Source organism: Yoonia vestfoldensis DSM 16212, from assembly GCF_000382265.1.
Classification (GTDB): domain Bacteria; phylum Pseudomonadota; class Alphaproteobacteria; order Rhodobacterales; family Rhodobacteraceae; genus Yoonia; species Yoonia vestfoldensis.
The window spans coordinates 13,474-34,638 of the sequence record NZ_KB907977.1; the positions used below are offsets into that span (position 1 = coordinate 13,474).

A 21,165-nucleotide genomic window follows, 5' to 3' on the forward strand; every position below is an offset into this window, starting at 1 on the left:
AAACAAATTCATGTTGGACAAGACTATCATGAAGGAAATTCATGTCAGCGCAGGCGACCTCGGCAGTGTGCAGCGCGACAGGACGGCGCTTTACATACCAGATTATTTCTGTCAGGTATATCAAACGCACCTGCGCGAGGTGCATCCTGCAAAGACATCTCACCTTCACGCCGGACTGATCCATGCCCGACCGCAAGCACGAGTTTCTGATCGACCTCATCGCCGCACAAGATGAAGGCTGTTGGCAAGGATGCAGGCTTGAACCGCGCCTTGTTGAGTGGATGCTGGACCAGCAGCTATCCCCTGTGCGGACAGCGGCGAATGACCCACGCGGCAAGGATGAGCCGGGCGTCGGGCGCTAGCCTTTCGCTTCGATTGCGCCCCATCCACAGGCGCGCCACGCACAAAAGCGGCACAGTACACCGGGCGGACACCCCAAAGTACCACCGCCTGGTGTCGTAACAGCACGGGCAGGTTGCGCGTCATGCCTGCCTTGCGGATGATCCGGCCTTGCCCTACATAACGTTATAACATAACACTAGTCGGATCACCGCAGCCAAACCCCGGTAGCCAGATGACCAGACCGATCCCCGTGACCTTGCTGACCGGATTTCTGGGTGCGGGGAAAACCACCCTGCTGAACCGGCTGCTGCATGATCCTGCCGCAGGCCGCGTCGCCGTTGTCGTCAACGAATTCGGAGAGGCGGGGCTGGATCACGACCTGATCGAAGGCGCTGCCGAAGATGTCGTCCTGATGCCAGCTGGGTGCATCTGCTGCACGATCCGGGGCGATCTGTCCAAGACGCTGGCCCGTTTGCTCGTGCGCCGGTCGGTCGGCGCATTGCACTTTGACCGCGTCATCATCGAAACGACAGGGCTGGCCGATCCCGGCCCGATCCACCACACGCTGCTGGTCGATCCGGTTCTGGCCGCTGATTATGCGCTGGATGGGACCGTGACGGCGGTCGATGTGGTGCTTGGCCTGTCGACGCTTGATCGTCATGCAGAAGCGCAGGCGCAGGTCGCAATGGCCGACAGGATCGTGCTGACCAAAAGCGATCTGGCGGACGCCACGACGTTGCGCGCGCTTGAATCGCGGCTGGACCGTCTGAACCCCGGTGCAAGGCGGATCATCGCCGACAAAGGCAGTGTGCCCGCTGGCATGCTGTTCGGACTCAGCGCGATGCGCCGGGCCATCACCGATGATCAGGCGATTGATTGGCTCGCCGCCCCTGCACCCGATCCGTTGGCCGGGTTGTCGGGTCTGCGACTGCCTGCGCAGCCTGCGATCAATCTGGCGGCGCCATCGCACCACGCCAGCGACGACCGGATCACGACAGCCGCAATCACGCTGGACACGCCAATCGCGCCAGAGGTGTTCGATCTGTGGCTGGACACGCTGATTGCCCTGCGCGGTCCCGACATTCTGCGGCTCAAGGGCATCGTGCATATCAAGGACCTGCCGACACCGTTCGTTTTCCACGGCGTGCAGCATATTTTCGAACCTCCCGTGCCGCTGGGTCATTGGCCTGCGGGCGACGGGACCAGTCGGATCGTCGTGATCGCGCGCGATATCCCGCTGCAAGATCTGCAGGACAGCCTGGCGATGCTAAGGCTGGCACCCGAAAACAATGCCACCACCCCCTGAACCGTTGACACGCTGAAGGCCCGTGGGTATGAAAAATATCTTAGTTTTTCATACCAAAGCAACCGGAAGGGACGACCATGACCCTGCATCGTCACGCGCTCTGCACAATCTTCGCCACCACATTGGCAATGGCGACAAGTGCCGCCGCAGAAGGCTCCCTCGCGCTTTTCGCAAATGGCGAAGCGCTGGCGACCGAAGGTTTTGTCGCGCCTGAATTGACACGTGACGGGTGGGAATTGCGGTTCGAACATATCTTCGTCACGCTGGCTGGTGTGTCCGCACTGCAGACCGACCCGCCCTATGATGCCGAAACGGGCGGGACGCCCGCTGCGACCATCACCGTCGCTTTCGAGGACGCGGCGCAGATGACCATCGACCTGACCGATACCGATGCGGACGGGCGCGTACTGCTTGGCACCGTCGCAGCCCCGGAAGGCCACTACAACGCGGTGACATGGTCCGTCGTCCCCGCGCAATCGGGTGACTGGGCGGGGCAGTCCATGGTGCTGATCGGCACGGCGACCCGCGACGGACAAAGCGTGGATTTCACCCTGACGAGTTCGGATAGGCATGATTACATCTGCGGCGAATATGTCGGCGAAGCGCGCAAGGGCTTTGTGACCGGCGGGGCGGAAGCGGACCTTGAACTGACCTTCCATCTGGATCATGTGTTCGGTCGTCTGGACAGAGGGGACGCGGATCAGATGAACATCGGCGCAGTGGGTTTCGACGCCTTTGCCGCAGGCGGGGTGCAGCAGATCGTGCTTGCCGGTCTGCACATCGGCCATGTGGGCGAGGGACATTGTGCTGTCAACTATCGTTAAGCCCCTGATCGTGGCCCTGCTGCTGGCGGGGCCGGCGGCAGCGCACGGCGCTTTCGTCGACGTCGAAAAGCTGGACGCTGTGGGCATCCAGGCCCGCTATGACACCGGCGCGGCGATGGCCGGTGCGCAGGTCGCCGTATTCGCCCCCGACAACCCGGCGCAGCCATGGCTGACGGGGATGACCGACGCTGACGGGCGGTTCGTTTTCGCCCCGGACGACAGGCCCGGCCGATGGGCCGTGCAGGTCAGGCAGGCCGGTCACGGCGCAATCGGCTATCTCGAGATTGGTGCGGATGGCGTGGCCAGCGCGTTCATCGCCCCGGCAACCGCTGCCGGGCTGACATGGACGCAGCGGGCGCTGATGATCGCCAGCGTCTTGTGGGGGTGCATCGGCACGGCGCTATATTTCCGGCCTACGCGCCGCATCCGGCAAGCCTGATGCATGTCCCAGACGGCATCCTGCCCCTTGGCATGACCCTTGGCGGGTGGGCCGTTGCAGCGGGGCTGACCGCCGTCTGCCTCAACCGGATCGCGGCGCAGCCGGACCCGCGCGAAGGCTTGCCGCGCGCGTCGATGATGACAGCCGCGTTCTTTGCCGCGTCGCTGATCCATATTCCGGTGCCGCCCAGCAGCGTCCACCTTATTTTGTCGGGCCTGATGGGTGCCATGCTGGGCTGGTATGCTGTTCCGGCGATCTTGATCGGGCTTGCGCTTCAGGCCGTGATGTTCGGGCATGGCGGGCTAACGACACTGGGGGTGAACGGGGTGATCCTTGGGTTGCCCGCACTTGGCGCCTTTGCGTTGACGCGCGGGCTGGGTCATGTGACGCATCCCGTGGCGGCGGCTCTGGTGTCCTTTGCGACCGGCGCGGGGGCGGTGGCGCTGGCGGTGACGCTGTTTGCAATGGTTTTGCTGGCAGGGCTGCCTGCGCATCTGGACGCGGGTGCCGAACGCGCCGCGATCATGGCACTGGCGCTGGCGCATCTGCCGCTGGCTTGCGCAGAAGGCTTGATCGTCGCGGCCGTTCTGGGTTTTCTGCGCCGCACCAACCCCGAGATGATCGGTGCGCGCTGATCCGATTGCTGACCCGCGCCTGCGCGTTTTGGCGGTGCTCGGGCTCGCCTTCAGCTTTTCGACGTTGCACGCGCCTGTGGCATTGACGCTGATGGCCGGACTGACCGTGATACTGATCTGGTGGTCCCGCCTGCCACCAAAAAGATTGCTGCGCGCCTTGCGCCTGCCGGGGGTGGTGGTGGCGGGACTGGTGGCGGTCCTGCCCTTCACAAGCGGGGACACGACGATCGCCAGCCTTGGCCCTCTGTCCTTGCGCGCCGAAGGCCTGACGGCCGCAGCGGGTATCGCATTGCGGTTTGTGGCGATCTTCGCGTTGATCGTTGTTTTTCTGGGCGCGCTGCCGGTGTCCCACCTGATCGCCGCGCTGCGCGGTCTTGGCCTGCCGATCTTGCTGGTGGACATGGCGCTGCTGACGCTCCGCCATATCGAGGACCTGCGCCACGATCTGGCCCGGATGCAAACCGCGATGCGTTTGCGCGGCGGGCGTGGCGGGACCCGACCATTCGCGCGCTTCCGGTCGACTGGGTGGCTGCTGGCAAGCCTGTTGCTGCGCAGTCACGCGCGGTCCGAACGGGTCTATCACGCGATGATCCTGCGCGGGCATGGGGCGACCGGGGCCGCGCTGCCGGACAGGATGCCGGTGCTGCGGTCCGATAAGCTGGTGCTGGCCGCGCTCTTTGGGCTTGCGGCCTGCCTGCTCGCAGTGGAACGTCTGGCATGACCGGATCTTTGCTGCAAACCCGCAACCTGAGCCTGACCCGCGCCAATGGCGACAAGGTCTTGCAGGGCGTCTCGCTTGACATCGCGCAAGGCGAACGCGTCGGCCTGATCGGCCCGAACGGTGCGGGTAAAACCACGTTGATGTTGTGCCTGACCGGGGTGATCCGCGCCACCGCAGGCGAAGTGCGGTTGGACGGCGCGCCCGTGGCACCCGGCGGGTTCCATCCCGGCATGGGCTTTGTGTTCCAGCAGGCCGATGACCAGCTTTTCAGTCCGACGGTCGCGGAAGACGTGGCCTTTGGCGCGCGCAATCTGGGGCTGTCGGGGGCAGCACTTGACGCGGCTGTGACGGCAGCGCTGGACCGCGTCGGAATCGCCGCGCTGGCGGACCGGCCCGTGCATCATCTTTCGGGCGGCGAAAAGCGGCTGGCCTGTCTGGCGGGCGTGCTGGTGATGTCACCGCGCCTGTTGTTGCTGGACGAACCCTCTGCCGCACTTGACCTGCGCAACCGCAGGCGGCTGATCGAATTGCTGGGCGGTATGGATCAGGCAATGCTGCTCGCAAGCCATGATCTGGAACTGGTACTGGAACTCTGCCCCCGCGTGATCCTGATCGACGACGGACGCATCGTGGCCGACGGTGTCGCAGAGGCCATCCTTGGCGATGCCGCCCTGATGGCGCGGCACGGCCAAGAGGTGCCGCATTCGCTGACCCACCACGCAAAGGTGGCGCATGGCCACGGACGGCTAGTCGTATAGATCGAACCTGCTGAGATTTCCCGAGGTCGCGCGAGACACCGCTTGATCCTCCAAGGCCGCCAATGCATCCGGGTGCAGGCGCGCGGGATCGACGATCAGGCTGCGCACGCCATGCGCACGGGCCAGCGCGATCCTGTCGGCCGCCGTCAGATCTGCCGAAAACAACGCCGCAGTCGCCGCTTGACGCATGGCCAGATCGTCGATCAACGGCTCTGGCCAAGGGATCGACAGCGCACGCTGCCCTGTCGCAACGACTGGCCAAGCCACATGGGGATGCGCTGCAACCTCTTGGTGATCGGGAATGTCGTCAGTCAAGGCCTGTGCGGCGGCATAAAGGTTTGGCGAGGGCCTTTTGTCATCGGCAGTCAGTCTTCCTAAATGCGTCGGAAAGAGGATGTGAAACAGCGCGACCGCCGTCACAAGAACACCAAGCACCACCTTACCATCGGGTCGATGATGTGACGTCTCGATCAGATCGAGGATCAACAGCGCCATGCCCAATTGCAGCACCAGCGTCACAGGCATCAAGAAACGTCCGGCCAGTTGGATCCCCGCAAGACCGAGCAGATAGACGCAGGCATAGACACCCAGTGCGGCCAGCAGCGCGATCTGTTTCGACCGCAGCAAGCCGACGAGACCGATAGCCGCCGGTACGAACGCCACGGTCAGATAGTCGGCGCCATAAAAATCGGCCCCCCCAGTCCAGTCGGAATTTCCCGGCCGGAACACAAGCGCCAAGGGATTGTGGTAAGGCCAGAATACAGTTGCCACAATTCCTGCGAGCATCGCGGCGATCACAGCCACCAGACTTGCCCATGTGCCAGCGCGATGAAACAAGGCAAAGCAACCAGCGCCGACGAACCCAATTGCCGCGCCAAGTTGATGCGTGGCGAACATGAATGCAGAAAGCGGAACCAACCACCATGCCAGTGCGGGTCGCTCAAGTGCGCGCAAGGTGATCCCCCACAGGGCCAGACTGGCACCAACAAGAAGAGTAGCCGGATATCCGGCGGCATATTGCAGGGTCGATGGCGCGATATAGCCGGTATGCTGAATCGGCGCGACCCAGGTAGCCATCAGGCACATGAACACGACCAGCGGCGACCACGGTGAGGACTGAAAAGCCCGCGCGAACATGTAGATACCCAAGGCCAAAACCGTCAGAGACAGATACGCGGCGCCAGCAAGGATCGCCCATTCGTCTAGTCCCAGCGCGCGTGCAATCAACGCGCCTCCGACCCACAACGGGTGAAAGTGCCGCGAACCCGTCGCATCGTCGATGAACGGATTCGTGGGTGCGTACGGGTTATTGATCAATTCTCTGAGGGCCGCCGCATGTTGCCAGATGTCACGTCCGCCGTGTTCCCATGTCATGTCCATGGCCGACAGCCATGCAAGAAACATAAAGAACGGCACGCAAACCACGACGAATAGAATATTCGGCAGCACCGACGCACGGCTTGGCACGTCAGTCGCAGCTCCGGTCCGGTTCCCGTCTGTCTTGCGCACGCACTTCAATCCTTCCCCAGAGCGCCAGGACCGCCCGGCCATTTCTCAAGTCTTACCTTTGCAACGCTGCACGCCGCCAGCGACAAATTTCACCGGCCACAACCGTCGGAATATGTGTGGGGAGGGCGACCTGATTTCATCTGGCAGCCGATCACGCAACGGTGCTAGGGCTGGCGCGCGGGGGCGATGGGGGAAGACACATCATGATCATCCTGACAATCTGGCCGCTTTTCGCGCTGATCTGCCTTGGCTTTGTCATGGCGCGCGCAGGCTTTCCCGAACCTGGGTTCTGGCCTGCGGCGGAGCGGGTGAATTACTATATCCTGTTTCCCGCCCTTTTGGTCGGCAGTCTTGCCATGGCACCTTTGGGTGATCCGGCGATCTGGCGGCTGGGTGGTGCCGCATTCGTCACGATCTGCATTGCCGCGCTTGGGCTTTACGGGTGGCGATGGTTCCGTCCGACCCCCGCGGCCCGGTTCGGCCCCGCGGTGCAGGGTGTGATCCGGATCAACACATATCTTGGCCTTGCCATCACGACGAGCCTGTCCGGGGCGGCTGGGATCGAGCGCGCTGCGGTCGTGCTGGCGGTCGTTGTGCCGCTGGTGAACGTCCTGTCGATCATGGCCCTTGCGGATCAGGGTGGGCCCAACAGGCTCTATGCCACCTTGCGGCTGATGGGGCGCAATCCTTTGATTCTTGCATGTCTTCTGGGGATCACGCTGGCGCTGACAGGGATCGGTCTGCCGTTTGGCTCGGCAACGCTTCTGTCGCTTCTGGGACAGGGCAGCCTGCCGCTGGGACTGCTTTGCGTGGGGGCCGCGTTGCGACCGGGTGCCCTGCGGTCCGACCTCGTGGCGATCGGCACGAACAGCACGCTCCGCCTGATCGGCATGCCTGCGCTTGCCGTCGTCATGGCATGGACCTTTGGGCTGAACGGGGTAGAGGCGCTGGTGCTTGTCATCTTCTTCGCCATACCGACCGCGCCGACATCCTATGTGCTGACCCGGCAATTCGGGGGAGATGCACCGTTTATGGCTGGTCTGGTCACCGCGCAGACATTGGCATCCGTCCTGACCATCCCGTTGATCCTGCTCGTGTTCGGGGCGTCCTGACGAATTTTCGCCCAGACCGGAACCGAATCGCAGCATTGGCGTTCTCTCTTCATGCATGTTCAAGCGAACAAGGAGAGCAAAATGAACTGGGATACTGTCAAAGGTAAATGGAAACAGATGAGCGGCAGCGCCAAGGAAAAATGGGGCGAGCTGACAGATGACGATCTGGCGCAGGTCGATGGCCAGCGCGAACAACTGGTTGGCAAGGTACAGGAAAAGTACGGCGTGGCCAAAGACGAGGCCGAACGCCAGGTCGATGAATGGGCCAGCAAGACCTGATCTGCCGCCTGATGAATAAAGAAAGCGGTCGCCATCGGCGGCCGCTTTTGTGTTCCGTCATGCGCGAAAGGCCCCGCGCCGCGCGCGGGACCTTGCCGTTCAGCGGATGACGCGGACGATCGTGCCGGTTTCGGCATCGACCAGCACCAACTGGTTGTTCACGTTCAGATACCGGAATTCCGGCTGCGTCGGGACGTCATACATGACGACCTCGGCGGGCACGCCCGCACCGACGGCGACTTCCCCATTCAGATAGATCGTCTCGACCGGATTGACCGACACGAACAGCAGCGTCTCCTCGGACGGCTCGACAGCCGAAACAGCCACAGCGGACCCCAGCAGGCCACCGGCGATCACACCGCCAACCGGGCCACCGGCGGCGAAGGCGATCAGTGACCCCACCGTCGCACCGACAGCGGCAGCCGTGTTCTGATCGGTCTGGGTCGCTTCGTCATCCGGCACGGTGACGGTCGACAGCGACAAGGTGCCGGGACGGTTGATCAGCGCCACGGGTGTGGCGTTCTCCTCGACATAGAGATATTCCGCCGAGGCCCAAGCCGTCTGGCCGTCAAAGCTGATCTGGCACCATGTGACGTCTTCAAGGCAGCCTTCGATGATGACCGTCTGGTTCAGTTCCAGCACGCCGACCGATGGCGCGAATTCGCTGGGCGTCACGCGGGCCGCGATTTCGGCACCAGCGCGGGCTTCGGTCGATTGGGCGAATGACGGCAGGGCAGCGGTCAGCGCGACCGCCGAAGCGATACCAAATGGCAAGAATTTCATGGGATAGTCCTTTCGTGCCGCCAAATGCTTGCCTGATGGTCAGGGGCTGTCCGGCGGGTACAGATCGACCTTAGCCGATCCTGCCTTGCGCGGAACACGTCTTGCGCAGGCTGGGCTGCTATCCGCTCGTGATCTGGATCAGTATGCTGGTGCCCGCGGCCGGACTCGAACCGGCACGGCCTTGCGGCCAAGAGATTTTAAGTCTCCGATGTCTACCATTCCACCACGCGGGCAAGCGGGGCGCGTGGTGCTTTCCTATGCAAGGCCGCAGGCGGCGGCAAGCCGGATCACAATTCCACCCCCGGCGGTGTCACCAAAAGCGCGCGTTCTTCCAGCCACGGGTTCAATGCGAGTGCCGCGCGCAGCACCTCCTACGCCTCCGCGTCGCGGCCAAGGCCGATCAACGTCAGCGCCTTGCCCGACAGGGCCGCCACATGCTGCGGATTGATGGCAAGGGCGGCATCCAGATCGACCAAGGCAGCCGCGAAATCTAGTTGGAGATATTGCGCGAAAGCGCGCTGGTTGTAGCCTTCGGCGTAATCGGGGCAATACGCGACCAGCGCGTCGAACCGCTGCACGGCGATCGCGGGCCGGCCGCCGGACAACAGCGCCATACCGTCATCCAGCATCGTCTTGGCCGTGGCGTCGGGCGCATCGGTCCACAAGCGCCACAAGCCTTGCGTCAGCACCGACGCTTCAGCAGAAGTGCGGGCAGAACTCAGGTCGGCAATGATCCGCGCCTGTGCCGCCGCATGATCAGGGGCCGCAGGGCACACCTCGGCCACAGCCGGCGTCGCAAGCACAAGTATGAGTGACAACATCCGCATGCCCCATGATCTGCGCCGGATGCGCCGCAGGTCAAGCCCGTTCAGGCATCAGGGCCGGGAGCGACGGGCGACACGCCCTCCTCCTTGACCGTCTGCATCGCCACATAGGTCGAGGTGTTGGACACATGCGGCAGGGTCGAGATCTTCTCGGCCAACACCGCGCGATAGCCGGTCATCCCTGCCGTGCGCACTTTCAGCAGGTAATCGAAAGCCCCCGCGATCAGGTGGCATTGCTCGACCTCCGGAATACGCAGCACGGCGGCGTTGAAGGCCGCCAACGCCTTTTCACGGGTATCGGTCAGGCGCACCTCGACAAAAGCTACATGGTCACGGTCCAGCCGGATCGGATCATAAAGCGCGCGATAGCCACGGATCACGCCGGTTTCCTCCAGCCTTCGCAACCGCGCCTGCGTGGGCGATTTGGACAATCCGATCCGGCGCGCAAGGTCGGTGATGCTGATGCGCCCTTCGACCGCCAGCACGTCAAGGATTTTTCGGTCGAATTTATCCAGTTCGCTGTTCTTTTCGGTCATGATGGTCACGCCTTTTCATCACTCTGGCCTGCGAATCGCGCATTAGCAGGCCAATCGCCTTTTCGCAATCGGCTATGATAGGCCATCTGGATAAGGATTCCGCCATGCCCCGTGATACTCCCCTGACTTTGCGCGACGCCATCGATGCCACAATCTACAGCGATGAGGCTGCGGCCGTCGCAGCCTTGGTCGAAACGGCGGCCCTGTCCGACACCGACCGCGCCCGCATCTGCGACCGCGCGGCGGCCCTTGTCACCCAGATCCGCACCAGCGCCGATCCGGGCCTGATGGAGGTATTCCTTGCCGAATACGGCCTCTCGACCGACGAAGGTATCGCGCTGATGTGTCTGGCCGAGGCACTGCTGCGCGTGCCCGATGCCGACACGATGGACGATCTGATCGAGGACAAGATCGCGCCCTCCGACTGGGGGAAACATCTGGGGCATTCGGCGTCCTCGCTGGTGAACGCCTCGACTTGGGCGCTGATGCTGACAGGTCGCGTGCTTGACGACGAAAAACCGGGGATCACGCGGCACCTGCGCTCTGCGGTCAAACGGCTGGGCGAGCCTGTGATCCGCACCGCCGTCGCGCGCGCGATGCGCGAAATGGGCCGCCAGTTCGTGCTCGGCGAAACCATCCAGAAGGCGATGAAACGTGCCGACGGCATGCAGGCCAAAGGGTTCACCTACAGCTATGACATGCTGGGCGAGGCGGCGCGGACAGAGGCTGACGCCAAACATTACCACCTCGCCTATTCCCGCGCGATTTCGGCCATCGCCGATCATTGCGTGCATGGCTCGGTTGCGGAAAACCCCGGCATTTCGGTGAAACTCTCGGCCCTCCACCCCCGCTATGAGGTGGCGCAACAGGTGCGCGTGATGGATGAGTTGGTGCCACGAGTGCGGGCATTGGCGCTGCTTGCGAAATCCGCCGGCATGGGTTTCAACATCGACGCCGAAGAGGCCGACAGGCTGGCGCTGTCGCTCGACGTGATCGCCGCCGTGCTGGCCGATCCCGCATTGGCGAAATGGGACGGGTTCGGGGTGGTTGTGCAGGCCTACGGGCAGCGCGCGCCCTTGGTGATTGACCAGCTTTACCGGATGGCCAGCGATCTTGACCGCAAGATCATGGTGCGGCTGGTCAAAGGCGCCTATTGGGATGCGGAAATCAAACGCGCGCAGGTGCAGGGCATCGACGGGTTCCCGGTCTTCACCGCCAAACAGCACACCGACATCAGCTATATCGCGAACGCGCGCAAGCTTCTGGGCCTGACCGACCGGATCTATCCGCAATTCGCCACCCATAACGCGCATACCGTCGCCGCCGTGCTCGACATGGCTGCCCAGATGGGGCGCGGCAAGGACACTTTCGAATTCCAGCGCCTGCACGGGATGGGCGAAACCCTGCATACGATCGTGTTGAACGCCGAAAACACCCGCTGCCGGATCTACGCCCCCGTCGGCGCGCATGAGGATCTGCTCGCCTATCTCGTCCGCCGCCTGCTGGAAAACGGGGCCAATTCCAGCTTCGTCAACCAGATCGTGGACGAAACCGTCCCCGCAAGCGTGGTCGCCGCCTGCCCGTTCGACGCCGCAGGCCTGCGCCCTGACCTGCCCACGGGTCCGGCGCTTTTCGGCCCCGCGCGGGTCAATTCCAAAGGCTGGGACCTGACGCATCAACCCACGCTCGACACCATCGAAAAGGCCCGCGCGCCCCTGCATGACGCCCATTTCATCGCAGGCCCCCTCACATCTTCCGAGCCCAAATATCCCCGCCGGAGGCAAGAAAATCTGTCCCCCGTGATCAACCCCGCACGTCCCGCCGATATTGTGGGGCAAGTGACGCCCGCCACCCCCGACGACGTGGCCGATGCCTTGGCCGGTGCCGCGATCTGGACCGCCGATCACGCGACCCGCGCGCAGGTCCTGCGCAACGCCGCCGATGCGCTCGAGGCCGATGCCGATACGCTCTTCGCGCTCCTTGCGCGCGAGGCGGGCAAGACCCTGCCCGATGCCGTGGCCGAACTGCGCGAGGCGGTAGATTTCCTGCGCTACTACGCCACCCAAGCAACCCCCGACATGCAGGCGCGCGGAATCTGGACCTGTATCAGCCCGTGGAACTTTCCGCTCGCGATCTTTCTGGGGCAGGTGTCGGCCGCACTCGCCGCAGGCAATGCGGTCATCGCGAAACCTGCCGAACAGACGCCACTCGTGGCCTTCCGCGCCGTGCAGATCCTGCATGATGCAGGCGTGCCTGTCGCAGCATTACAATTCCTGCCCGGCGGTGGCGATGTGGGCGCGGCCCTCACCGCCGACCCGCGTATCGGTGGCGTGGCCTTCACCGGATCAACGGCGACGGCGTTGAAAATCCGCGCCAGCATGGCGCAGCATTGCGCCCCCGGCACGCCGCTGATCGCCGAAACCGGCGGGCTGAACGCGATGATCGTGGACAGCACCGCGCTGCCCGAACATGCCGTGCGCGATATCGTCAACGGTGCATTCCGGTCTGCCGGTCAGCGGTGCTCTGCCCTGCGCTGCCTTTATGTGCAAAGCGATATCGCCGACAAACTGATGACCATGCTCAAAGGTGCCATGGACCAACTGACCGTCGGCGACCCGTGGCATCTGTCCACTGATCTGGGTCCGGTGATCGACGCCGCCGCGCACACGACCATCGCCGACCATATCGCGCAGGCCCGCAGCGACGGGCGTATCCTGCACCAGATCAGCGCCCCGCAAGGCGGGCATTTCATTGCCCCCACGGTGATCCGCGTGACCGGCATCGCCCAGATGACGCGGGAAATCTTTGGCCCTGTCCTGCATGTCGCGACCTTTGAGGCGCGCGACCTTGACCGCGTGATCGACGATATCAACGCCATGGGCTACGGGCTGACCTTCGGCCTGCACACCCGCATCGACGACCGCGTGCAGACGGTGGTCGAGCGGATCGAGGCGGGCAATATCTATGTCAACCGCGACCAGATCGGCGCCGTCGTCGGCAGCCAGCCTTTCGGCGGTGAAGGCCTGTCTGGCACCGGTCCAAAGGCGGGCGGGCCACACTACCTGCCCCGTTTCGCGGCACCTCAAGCGGCACAATCTACCGGCACATGGGACGTCGCCGCTGATCCTGCCGCCGTACAAAAACGGCTCGCTACAGCCCCCATGCCCCCAAGCCCCGCGCCGACCGACCTGCCCGGACCGACAGGCGAATCAAACCGCCACGGCCTGCACCCGCGCGGCGCGATCCTCTGCATGGGTCCGGGACCAGAGGCGGCATCCGCGCAGGTCGCGGCCATCGCGGCCTTGGGCGGTGTCGGGATCAGTGCGAACGGCGATCTGCCGCCCGAGGCGCTGACCACGCTGGCCCCCTTGTCAGGCGTCATCTGGTGGGGCGATGCCGACACCGCCCGCGCGCTGGAAACGGCGCTTGCGGAACGGAACGGCAAGATCATCGCCCTGATCACCGGCCAGCCCGACAGCGCCCATGCCTGCCACGAACGGCATGTCTGCATCGACACAACGGCAGCGGGCGGCAATGCCGCATTGCTGGCAGAGGTGGGCGGCCCCGCGCGCACTTGACCGCAAGCGCAAAGGCAGGAAAGGTCGCGGCATGATGCTGCCCATCCGCGACCACAACCCGTCCGAGGCCACGCCTTATGTCACGCTGATCCTGATCGCGATCAACGTGCTGGTCTATGTCTGGGGGCTGGCCATGCTGCAGACCGATCTGCAGGTCAGGCAGTTTTATTACGACTACGCCCTGATCCCCGTTCTGCTGTCCGAAGGGCAGAACGCCAGCGCGCTTGTCACCTCGATCTTCCTGCATGGGGGCTTTATGCATCTTGCAGGCAACATGCTGTTTCTGTGGATTTTCGGCGACAATCTGGAAGAGGAAATGGGCCACCTGCCCTTTCTCGCTTTCTACCTTGTCTGCGGCATCGGGGCGAGCCTTGCGCAATTCGTGGGCGATCCTTATTCGCAGGTGCCGATGGTCGGCGCGTCAGGTGCCATCGCGGGGGTCATGGGCGGCTATCTGCTGCTGTTCCCCAAGGCGCGCGTCGATATCTTCATCTTTATCGTGATCTTCTTTCGCATCCTGCCGATCCCGGCCTGGATCATGCTGGGCCTGTGGTTTGGCTTGCAGGTATTCGGCGGACTGTCGGTCGATACCTCGGCAGGCGGTGTCGCCTATTGGGCGCATGCGGGCGGTTTCGCCTTGGGGCTTGCGCTGACCGTGCCGGTCTGGCTGCGCCGCGGCGGGCAGGATTACTGGCGGCGGACCGATGGTCATCCGCCCCATCCCGAGGCGGCATACCGCCGCAGCAGCGTGCCGGTCGTGCGCCGCTGACAGCTTCTTATTTCCAAAAATACTCGTCTTTTCCCGGATGAAATCCGGGAAGGGGGGCTTTGCCCCCGCCCCCCGGACAAGGTCCGGGGCACTCCCCCAGGATATTTGAACTCGGAAGATGAGCCCCTTACGCCTTGCGGATCACCTTGGCGAAGGTCTCGAAAATCGCCTCGTTGGCACAGATCACCTGACCGCTGCCGATGATATCCGCCTCGGCCTGCAAGGGTTCCACGATCCCGCCTGCCTCGCGCACGATCACCAGACCTGCGGCCATATCCCAGGATTTCAGCCCACGTTCCCAGAATCCGTCATACCGCCCCGCCGCCACATAGGCGAGGTCAAGCGCTGCGGCCCCGAACCGGCGCACACCGGCGCAGGCAGGCAAAAGACGCGCAAGGTCCTGCAGCGTTTCGGGCAGATCGGCGCGACCGGCAAAAGGCAGGCCGGTTGCGAAAATGCTCTCGATCAGCTTATGGCGGCTGGATACGCGCAAGCGGCTTTCGTTCAGCCAGGCGCCGCCGCCTTTTTCAGCATAGAACATCTCGTCCTTCACAGGGTCATAGATTACGCCCGCCACGATCTGGCCCTTGTGTTCCAACGCGATGCTGACGGCCCAATGCGGCAGGCCGTGCAGAAAATTCGTGGTGCCGTCGAGCGGGTCGACGATCCAGCGGCGGGTCGGGTCCTCACCTTCGATCTCTCGGCCTTCCTCGCCCAGAAAGCCGTAGGACGGACGGGCATGCAGCAGGTCTTCGCGGATCATCTGTTCCGCCGCCTTGTCAGCGCGGCTGACGAAGTCGCCGGGGCCCTTTGTGCTGACCTGCAACTGCTCGACCTCGCCAAAATCCTTGAGCAAGGCGCGCCCCGCCTTGCGGGCGGTTTTCATCATCACGTTGAGATTTGCGCTGCCAGCCATCTGTCTTGCCTTTGGTTCGGGATCAAGGGCTGCCTATAGGCGGCAATGCGCATAAGGGCAAGGCATCAGCCGCGTTGCAGTTTCACCGCTTCCTGCCGCGCCAGACGGATCAGATGCGCCATATAGGGGCGGCTGGTGTCATCGCTGCGGGTCGCCGCATAAAGCCTGCGGGTGATGCCTGCGCGCGTCAGCGGACGGGTGATGTAATCGGAATGATAGCGCACCTGCCGCACCACCCAATCGGGCAGCACCGCGACACCGCGATTGGACGCGACCAGCAGCAGGATCACGGCCGTCAATTCAACCTGCCGCACCGCCGCCGGTTCGACCTTGGCGGGCGTCAGCAGTTGCGAAAAGATATCCAGCCGCGCGCGGTCCACCGGATAGGTGATCAGCGTCTGGCCACGAAAATCCTCGGCCTCGATCACGTCCTTGGCGGCCAGCGGATGCTGGGCGGCGGCCACGAAGACGGGTTCATAGTCAAAAAGCGGGGTGAAATCGGTTTCCGGCAGATCCTCGGGGTCGGAGGAGACGACAAGATCCACATCCTCGCGCCGCAGCGCGGGCAGCGCATCGAACGCCAGACCGGGCCGGATATCGACATCGACCTCGGGCCAGGCCTTGCGGAACTGTTCCAGCACCGGAAAAAGCCATTCGAAACAGGCGTGACATTCGATCGCGATATGCAGCCGGCCCGCCTTGCCCGACACGAGTCCTGTGAATTCGGCCTCCAGGGCGGCGACCTGCGGCAGGATCGCCTCGGCGGCGGCGAGCATCTTCATCCCCGCCGCCGACAGGCGCAAAGGCTTGGACCGGCGGACGAACAATTCCACGCCCGCCTGATCCTCGATCCCCTTGATCTGGTGCGACAGGGCCGATTGCGTCATGTTCAACTGGTCCGCCGCACGCGCCAGTCCGCCGGTATCATGGATCGCCTTGATCGTGCGCAGGTGGCGGAATTCGATGTGCATGTGAATGTCCTTCATGAACTTAGTGAAGGTTATGAATTTGTCTCAAGTCCATATTCATGACAGAACAGCAAAGCAAGCAAGAGGTATTGTCATGGCCACGCCGTCCGTTTCCTTCGAATTCTTCCCGCCCAAATCGCTCGAAGGGTCGTTCCGGCTGTGGGATTGCGTCAATACGCTTGCCCCGTTGGACCCGACATTTGTGTCGGTGACCTATGGCGCGGGCGGCACGACACGCCAGCTGACGCATGAAGCGGTCAGCACCATCCACCGCACCAGTGGATTGAACGTCGCGGCGCACCTCACCTGCGTCGATGCCACCCGCGCCGAAACGCTGGAAATCGCCCAGAATTACGCCGAAGCCGGTGTGCGCGAGATTGTCGCCCTGCGCGGCGATGCGCCAAAGGGGCAGGCGAAGTTCACCGCCCATGCAGACGGTTTCGCCAGCTCGGTCGAGCTGATCGAAGCTTTGGCCGAGACCGGCCAGTTCACGATCCGCGTGGGCGCCTATCCTGAAAAGCACCCCGAAGCCGCCGACCAGGCCGCCGACATTGCCTTTCTCAAGCGCAAGATCGATGCCGGTGCGAGATCGGCGATCACGCAGTTCTTTTTCGAGGCCGACACCTTTTTCCGGTTCCGCGATGCCTGTGCCAAGGCGGGAATCACCGCGCCGATCATTCCGGGTATCCTGCCGATCGAAAACTGGAACGGGACGCAGAAATTTGCGGCGCAATGCGGCACGCATATCCCGCAGGTGATCCGCGACGCCTTTGCCAACGCGACCCGCGACGGCACGACCGACCTGCTGGCCACGGCGCTGGCGACCGAGCTGTGCGATGATCTGGTGCGCGGCGGGGTGGAGCATCTGCATTTCTACACGCTGAACCGGCCGGAACTGACGCGCGATGTGTGCCATGCCCTCGGCGTGACGCCCAAAGCGCGGTTGCAAAACGTCGCCTGACACGGCAGCTTGCGCCGAAAAACCAAAGGCGCGCCGATGTTCATTGCAAAAACCCCAGCCGATCTGCCCGATCTGGACACCACACTGTCCATGTCGGGCCTTGATTTCATGCAGGCCATGCAGCGCGGCGAGATCAGCCGCCCGCCCATTTCCGGCCTGATGAACTACCACCTGCACGAAGTCGCGCCGGGCCGTGTCACCTTTCGCGGCACGCCCGAATTCCAGCATGCCAACCCGATGGGCGGGGTGCATGGCGGCTGGTATGGCACATTGCTCGACAGCTGCATGGCCTGCGCGGTGATGACGTTGCTGCCGCAGGGGTCTGTCTATACGACGCTGGAATACAAGGTGAATTTGACCCGCGCGATCCCCATCGGGACCGAGATTCTGGCCACCGGCATCAACGATCACGCAGGCCGCAGCACCGGTGTCGCGCACGGGGAAATCAGGGGTGCCGCCGATGGCAAGCTTTATGCCACCGGATCAACCACCTGTCTGATCATGCGCCCGTCGGAGAAATGACCGCCGCTGCACCCGTTGCGCGATGCTGTCGTGCAGCCGTTCGGACGGATCACGCCCGATCACCCGCCGCTTGCGCGCGATGAACAGCCGCGCCCAGCCGTGCCAGTTCCCGATGGAGGGCGCGTTCACATCCTGCGGAAACCTGTCGCGCCAGCCTGCGGGCAATGGCACCTCGCAGGCCGCAAGCCGGTCGAGCATCCAGACCAGCGGGATATTCGCCAAAGGCCGCGCGGGCGGATAAGCGCGCACCTGCCCGCCGACATCCGCGTGATTGCCCTTGAACCAGACCTGTTCGACATGCCCCTGCCAGCCCGGCGGGCAGGACCACAGCACCGGCGCATAGGCGCGGCGGCGTTCGTCGCGCGCCAAGGCGTGAAACCCGTGGCGCACATGCGGGGCAAGCGCGGCGCTGTGGAAATTGTGCTGCTCTTCCCCCCAGCGCCAGACCAAGGGCAACCGCAGGCCCAGCGCCTTGACGGTGTCCCAGACGGCGACGGCCTCGATCTCGACCTCGGGGTGGCAATGCAGACGGCGGAAATCATCGGCGAATTTGCTGCGCCCGACGGTGCGGTAATGCCGGTAGGCCAGTGTCACGTTCCGTTCTGTGGCGCAATCGGCGCGGATCAGCCCCACCATGCCGATCACCCCCGCAAGTGAGCGCACGGCGAAGGCGCCGCGCGAATAGCCGATCAGGACGATCCGGTCGCCGGGCCGGTAGCGTGACGCGATCACGCCATAAGCGCGCCGGATCGTGCGGTTGATCCCGCGTCCTGTGATGACATCCCAGGTATTCGCCCAGTCGCGCCACTGGATCCCCGCCTCATAATAGACGGTCATGTTGGCGCCCTGACTGACCTCGCGCAGCAGCTTGAAAGTCAGGCCCGCATTGGTTTCCGCCCCCGGTTCCAGCGACGACATCGTGCCATCCATGATGATGACATGGATCGCCGGACCCCGCTTGCGGATCGCGGCCTCTTCGGTACGCGGTTTGCGCCCGAAAAGGCCGAATACCCAATCACGCAGCGGCATCGGTACCCTGAACAGCCGTGATCGCCTGCCAGACGCGATGCGGGGTGAAGGGCATGTCGATCTGCGTGACGCCCGCATCCTGCAGAGCGTCGATCACCGCATTGCTGATCGCGGCGAGAGCCCCGACCGTCCCCGCCTCGCCACAGCCTTTCATCCCCATCGGATTATACAGAGACGGGGTGGATTCGGTGGCGAAACCGATCATCGGCAGATCATCGGCGCGCGGCATGGCGTAATCCATGAAACTGGCGGACAGTAACTGCCCGTCCGCGTCGAACACCGCGCGTTCGGTCAGCGCCTGCCCGATCCCTTGGGCGACGCCGCCATGCACCTGCCCTTCGGCCAGCATCGGGTTCATGAGATTGCCGAAATCATCGACGACCGTATAGCGGTCGACGGTGACGACCCCGGTCGCGGGGTCGATTTCCACCTCGGCCACATGCGCGCCATTGGGAAAGCTGCGGTTGTCGAGGGTGATGGTTGCGGAATGGCGCAACAGATCGGCGCGGCCGGCGGTGCGGGCCATCTCTGCGACCTCCAGCATCGTGGGTGTCAGGTTGGACCCGTCGATACGAAAGCGTTCGTCGTCAAAGCGGATCGCGGCGGCCACGACCCCCTCTTGCTCCACCAGAAAGGCGGTAAAGGCGTCGCGGATCACATCCACCGCCGCAAGTGTCGCGGTGTTCTGCACCGTCACCGACCGCGATCCGCCCGTGCCGCCGCCCGTCGGGATGCGGTCACTGTCGCCTTGCACCACGGTGATCCGGTCGGCGGGGATACCCGTTTGATCGCTCAGAAACTGCGCATAGACGGTTTCATGCCCCTGCCCGTTCGACTGCGTGCCGACATAGATCAGCGCGCCATCCGGCGTGAATTCAACGGCGGTGGTTTCATCAGGATCGCCAAGGATGCTTTCGATGTAATAACACAGACCCTGCCCGCGCAGTTTGCCTTGCAAGGCTGACGCCGCCTTGCGCGCGCCGAACCCGTCGCGGTCGGCGTTGCGACCTGCTGCTTCAAGAACCCGCATGAAATCGCCCACGTCATAGGTCATGCCCGTCACGGTGGTATAGGGAAACTGGTCCGGCCTGATAAAATTGCGCGCGCGCAGGTCCCAAGGATCGACACCAAGCGCGCGCGCAGAGGCATCCATCGTCCGTTCCAGTACAAAGATCGCCTCTGGCCGGCCCGCACCGCGATAGGCATCGACAGGCGTCGTGTTGGTATAGATCCCGCGCGTGCGCATATGGGCGGTCTGCACATCATAGGTGCTCATCAGCACCTTGGCAAACAGCTCTGTCTGGATCGCTTGGGCGAATTGGGAATTATAGGCCCCCATATTCGCAATGGTATCAAGCTGATACGCCGTTATCCGGTAGTCCGCATCGAAGGCAAGTGTCGCGGTCGTCGTCAGGTCGCGGCCTGCGTTGTCGGTCAGCATCGCCTCGGTGCGTTCCGACATCCAGCGCACGGGGCGGCCCAGCACACGCGCGGCATGGGCGACGCAGAACGGTTCGGGATAGCGCATCGCCTTCATCCCGAAACCGCCGCCAACATCGGGTGTGGTGACCCGGACATCCGCATCATTCAGCCCGAAATGGTGGATCAGGTCGCGTTTGGTGGCCCAGACGCCCTGCCCGTTCACCGCGACATGCAGGCGGCCATCCGTGACCTCGGCAAAGCAGCCGCGCGGTTCCATCGCGTTGACGATCACGCGGTTATCGAACACCTGCGCCGTCACGACATGGGCGGCAGCGGCGATGGCGGCGCGTGTCGTAGCCTCATCGCCCAGCGCCCAGTCAAAAGCGAGGTTATCGGGCGCTTCGGGATGGATGCCCACACCGCCGACAGCCAAGTCCACATGGACCGGAAGATCGTCGATTTCCAGCGCGATGGCCTCTGCCGCGTCCTTGGCAGCTTGCAAACTGTCGGCCACGATCATCGCCACAGGCTCGCCCACGTGGCGGACGCGACCTTGCGCCAGAATGGGCCGGACCGGTGCCGCAGCCCGCGATCCGTCGCTGTTGCGCAAGACCTTTCCTGCCAGCCCGATACGCACCCCCGCCGCCACCAGATCATCTGCCGTGACGATCAGCACGACCCCCGGCATCGCGCGGGCGTCGTCCAGATCCAGCGCCGTGATCGCCCCATGCGCCACCGGCGCCCGCAGGAAAAACGCATTTAAGGCACCATCCGGGGCCACATCATCGACATAGCGCCCCGTGCCTGTCAGAAAGCGCAGATCCTCGATGCGTGTGACCGACTGGCTCTTGCCGAACTTTTCCATGCTGATCCCCTTGGCTCTGTTGCCCAGACCCTAGCGGGCCAAACCCCCAAGTCCAGCCCGAACAAAC

At 63.7% G+C, this 21,165-nt stretch carries 21 protein-coding genes and 1 tRNA gene; 13 read left to right on the forward strand and 9 right to left on the reverse strand.

The genetic code is table 11. The features are described from left to right. The first annotated feature begins 182 nt into the window (after positions 1-182). From H147_RS0105955 to H147_RS0105985, 7 genes are all read left to right on the forward strand, one after another. Positions 183-362, forward strand: coding sequence for a hypothetical protein (locus tag H147_RS0105955; RefSeq protein ID WP_019954434.1), 180 nt, complete (start codon positions 183-185; stop codon positions 360-362). A 212-nt stretch (positions 363-574) separates the two neighbouring features. After that, complete coding sequence (locus H147_RS0105960; RefSeq protein WP_019954435.1) at positions 575-1,648, forward strand: CobW family GTP-binding protein; 1,074 nt, start codon at positions 575-577, stop codon at positions 1,646-1,648. Between the two features lie 77 nt (positions 1,649-1,725). Further along, complete coding sequence (locus H147_RS0105965; RefSeq protein WP_019954436.1) at positions 1,726-2,472, forward strand: hypothetical protein; 747 nt, start codon at positions 1,726-1,728, stop codon at positions 2,470-2,472. Positions 2,473-2,482: 10 nt separating this feature from the next. Further along, on the forward strand, positions 2,483-2,911 hold the full coding sequence (locus H147_RS0105970) for a carboxypeptidase-like regulatory domain-containing protein (RefSeq protein ID WP_019954437.1): 429 nt from the start codon (positions 2,483-2,485) through the stop codon (positions 2,909-2,911). Beyond that, positions 2,911-3,546 carry a cobalt transporter CbiM gene (gene cbiM, locus H147_RS0105975; RefSeq protein ID WP_019954438.1) on the forward strand — a complete coding sequence of 212 codons (636 nt, stop codon included), beginning with the start codon at positions 2,911-2,913 and terminating at the stop codon, positions 3,544-3,546. Before H147_RS0105970 ends, cbiM begins: the two co-directional genes overlap by 1 nt. Next, positions 3,536-4,267, forward strand: a complete 732-nt coding sequence (gene cbiQ / locus H147_RS0105980; RefSeq protein ID WP_019954439.1) for a cobalt ECF transporter T component CbiQ — start codon at positions 3,536-3,538, stop codon at positions 4,265-4,267. Before cbiM ends, cbiQ begins: the two co-directional genes overlap by 11 nt. Beyond that, positions 4,264-5,025 carry an energy-coupling factor ABC transporter ATP-binding protein gene (locus H147_RS0105985; protein WP_019954440.1) on the forward strand — a complete coding sequence of 254 codons (762 nt, stop codon included), beginning with the start codon at positions 4,264-4,266 and terminating at the stop codon, positions 5,023-5,025. The genes cbiQ and H147_RS0105985 overlap by 4 nt, the downstream gene beginning before the upstream one ends. Here the strand turns inward: H147_RS0105985 and H147_RS0105990 are convergent. Then, entirely contained in the window at positions 5,014-6,534 is a 1,521-nt protein-coding gene (locus H147_RS0105990; protein ID WP_162561640.1) for a putative glycosyltransferase family protein, read from the reverse strand. The two genes, H147_RS0105985 and H147_RS0105990, sit on opposite strands and share 12 nt — an antisense overlap. Before the next feature lie 203 nt (positions 6,535-6,737). Here H147_RS0105990 and H147_RS0105995 point away from each other — a divergent pair, with 203 nt between their 5' ends. After that, positions 6,738-7,646: an AEC family transporter gene (locus H147_RS0105995; protein ID WP_019954442.1), complete on the forward strand. Its 909-nt coding sequence runs from the start codon at positions 6,738-6,740 to the stop codon at positions 7,644-7,646. Between the two features lie 81 nt (positions 7,647-7,727). Continuing rightward, entirely contained in the window at positions 7,728-7,925 is a 198-nt protein-coding gene (locus tag H147_RS0106000; RefSeq protein WP_019954443.1) for a CsbD family protein, read from the forward strand. A 99-nt stretch (positions 7,926-8,024) separates the two neighbouring features. On the opposite strand, the gene H147_RS0106005 is transcribed toward H147_RS0106000, so the two are convergent. The 4 genes from H147_RS0106005 to H147_RS0106020 form a co-directional block, all read right to left on the reverse strand. Further along, a complete protein-coding gene (locus tag H147_RS0106005; RefSeq protein ID WP_019954444.1) occupies positions 8,025-8,708 on the reverse strand; it encodes a DUF1236 domain-containing protein in 684 nt (227 codons plus the stop codon). A 147-nt stretch (positions 8,709-8,855) separates the two neighbouring features. Further along, positions 8,856-8,941: transfer RNA gene (locus H147_RS0106010), tRNA-Leu, on the reverse strand. A 138-nt stretch (positions 8,942-9,079) separates the two neighbouring features. Then, positions 9,080-9,535, reverse strand: a complete 456-nt coding sequence (locus H147_RS19405; RefSeq protein WP_019954445.1) for a tetratricopeptide repeat protein — start codon at positions 9,533-9,535, stop codon at positions 9,080-9,082. Positions 9,536-9,576: 41 nt separating this feature from the next. Next, the gene (locus tag H147_RS0106020) at positions 9,577-10,068 is read right to left on the reverse strand and encodes an Lrp/AsnC family transcriptional regulator (RefSeq protein ID WP_019954446.1); all 492 of its coding nucleotides are present in this window, start codon (positions 10,066-10,068) and stop codon (positions 9,577-9,579) included. Between the two features lie 104 nt (positions 10,069-10,172). Here H147_RS0106020 and putA point away from each other — a divergent pair, with 104 nt between their 5' ends. Further along, positions 10,173-13,646 (forward strand): bifunctional proline dehydrogenase/L-glutamate gamma-semialdehyde dehydrogenase PutA, encoded by a 3,474-nt coding sequence (gene putA, locus H147_RS0106025; RefSeq protein ID WP_043699472.1) that lies wholly within the window; start codon positions 10,173-10,175, stop codon positions 13,644-13,646. Between the two features lie 34 nt (positions 13,647-13,680). Then, complete coding sequence (locus H147_RS0106030; protein ID WP_026352291.1) at positions 13,681-14,415, forward strand: rhomboid family intramembrane serine protease; 735 nt, start codon at positions 13,681-13,683, stop codon at positions 14,413-14,415. A 127-nt stretch (positions 14,416-14,542) separates the two neighbouring features. On the opposite strand, the gene H147_RS0106035 is transcribed toward H147_RS0106030, so the two are convergent. Both H147_RS0106035 and H147_RS0106040 read right to left on the reverse strand, forming a co-directional pair. Next, positions 14,543-15,331 carry an inositol monophosphatase family protein gene (locus H147_RS0106035; protein WP_019954449.1) on the reverse strand — a complete coding sequence of 263 codons (789 nt, stop codon included), beginning with the start codon at positions 15,329-15,331 and terminating at the stop codon, positions 14,543-14,545. A gap of 65 nt (positions 15,332-15,396) precedes the next feature. Next, positions 15,397-16,302: a LysR family transcriptional regulator gene (locus H147_RS0106040; RefSeq protein ID WP_026352292.1), complete on the reverse strand. Its 906-nt coding sequence runs from the start codon at positions 16,300-16,302 to the stop codon at positions 15,397-15,399. A 91-nt stretch (positions 16,303-16,393) separates the two neighbouring features. On the opposite strand from H147_RS0106040, the gene metF reads away from it, so the two are divergent. Both metF and H147_RS0106050 read left to right on the forward strand, forming a co-directional pair. Continuing rightward, a complete protein-coding gene (metF, locus tag H147_RS0106045) occupies positions 16,394-17,260 on the forward strand; it encodes a methylenetetrahydrofolate reductase [NAD(P)H] (protein ID WP_019954451.1) in 867 nt (288 codons plus the stop codon). Between the two features lie 36 nt (positions 17,261-17,296). Next, positions 17,297-17,782: a PaaI family thioesterase gene (locus tag H147_RS0106050; RefSeq protein WP_019954452.1), complete on the forward strand. Its 486-nt coding sequence runs from the start codon at positions 17,297-17,299 to the stop codon at positions 17,780-17,782. On the opposite strand, the gene H147_RS0106055 is transcribed toward H147_RS0106050, so the two are convergent. Together H147_RS0106055 and H147_RS0106060 are read right to left on the reverse strand one after the other, a co-directional pair. Beyond that, positions 17,744-18,811 carry a T6SS phospholipase effector Tle1-like catalytic domain-containing protein gene (locus tag H147_RS0106055; RefSeq protein ID WP_019954453.1) on the reverse strand — a complete coding sequence of 356 codons (1,068 nt, stop codon included), beginning with the start codon at positions 18,809-18,811 and terminating at the stop codon, positions 17,744-17,746. The genes H147_RS0106050 and H147_RS0106055 overlap by 39 nt on opposite strands. Next, complete coding sequence (locus tag H147_RS0106060) at positions 18,798-21,098, reverse strand: xanthine dehydrogenase family protein molybdopterin-binding subunit (protein ID WP_019954454.1); 2,301 nt, start codon at positions 21,096-21,098, stop codon at positions 18,798-18,800. Before H147_RS0106060 ends, H147_RS0106055 begins: the two co-directional genes overlap by 14 nt. Positions 21,099-21,165: the final 67 nt, after the last annotated feature.

Bases quoted from the DNA above. Each gene is read 5' to 3' on its own strand.
- H147_RS0105955 (WP_019954434.1), top strand. From the start codon at position 183: ATGCCCGACCGCAAGCACGAGTTTCTGATCGACCTCATCGCCGCACAA.
- H147_RS0105960 (WP_019954435.1), top strand. From the start codon at position 575: ATGACCAGACCGATCCCCGTGACCTTGCTGACCGGATTTCTGGGTGCG.
- H147_RS0105965 (WP_019954436.1), top strand. From the start codon at position 1,726: ATGACCCTGCATCGTCACGCGCTCTGCACAATCTTCGCCACCACATTG.
- cbiM (WP_019954438.1), top strand. From the start codon at position 2,911: ATGCATGTCCCAGACGGCATCCTGCCCCTTGGCATGACCCTTGGCGGG.
- H147_RS0105985 (WP_019954440.1), top strand. From the start codon at position 4,264: ATGACCGGATCTTTGCTGCAAACCCGCAACCTGAGCCTGACCCGCGCC.
- H147_RS0105995 (WP_019954442.1), top strand. From the start codon at position 6,738: ATGATCATCCTGACAATCTGGCCGCTTTTCGCGCTGATCTGCCTTGGC.
- H147_RS0106000 (WP_019954443.1), top strand. From the start codon at position 7,728: ATGAACTGGGATACTGTCAAAGGTAAATGGAAACAGATGAGCGGCAGC.
- H147_RS0106005 (WP_019954444.1), bottom strand. From the start codon at position 8,708: ATGAAATTCTTGCCATTTGGTATCGCTTCGGCGGTCGCGCTGACCGCT.
- H147_RS19405 (WP_019954445.1), bottom strand. From the start codon at position 9,535: ATGCGGATGTTGTCACTCATACTTGTGCTTGCGACGCCGGCTGTGGCC.
- H147_RS0106020 (WP_019954446.1), bottom strand. From the start codon at position 10,068: ATGACCGAAAAGAACAGCGAACTGGATAAATTCGACCGAAAAATCCTT.
- putA (WP_043699472.1), top strand. From the start codon at position 10,173: ATGCCCCGTGATACTCCCCTGACTTTGCGCGACGCCATCGATGCCACA.
- H147_RS0106030 (WP_026352291.1), top strand. From the start codon at position 13,681: ATGCTGCCCATCCGCGACCACAACCCGTCCGAGGCCACGCCTTATGTC.
- H147_RS0106035 (WP_019954449.1), bottom strand. From the start codon at position 15,331: ATGGCTGGCAGCGCAAATCTCAACGTGATGATGAAAACCGCCCGCAAG.
- H147_RS0106040 (WP_026352292.1), bottom strand. From the start codon at position 16,302: ATGCACATCGAATTCCGCCACCTGCGCACGATCAAGGCGATCCATGAT.
- metF (WP_019954451.1), top strand. From the start codon at position 16,394: ATGGCCACGCCGTCCGTTTCCTTCGAATTCTTCCCGCCCAAATCGCTC.
- H147_RS0106050 (WP_019954452.1), top strand. From the start codon at position 17,297: ATGTTCATTGCAAAAACCCCAGCCGATCTGCCCGATCTGGACACCACA.
- H147_RS0106055 (WP_019954453.1), bottom strand. From the start codon at position 18,811: ATGCCGCTGCGTGATTGGGTATTCGGCCTTTTCGGGCGCAAACCGCGT.
- H147_RS0106060 (WP_019954454.1), bottom strand. From the start codon at position 21,098: ATGGAAAAGTTCGGCAAGAGCCAGTCGGTCACACGCATCGAGGATCTG.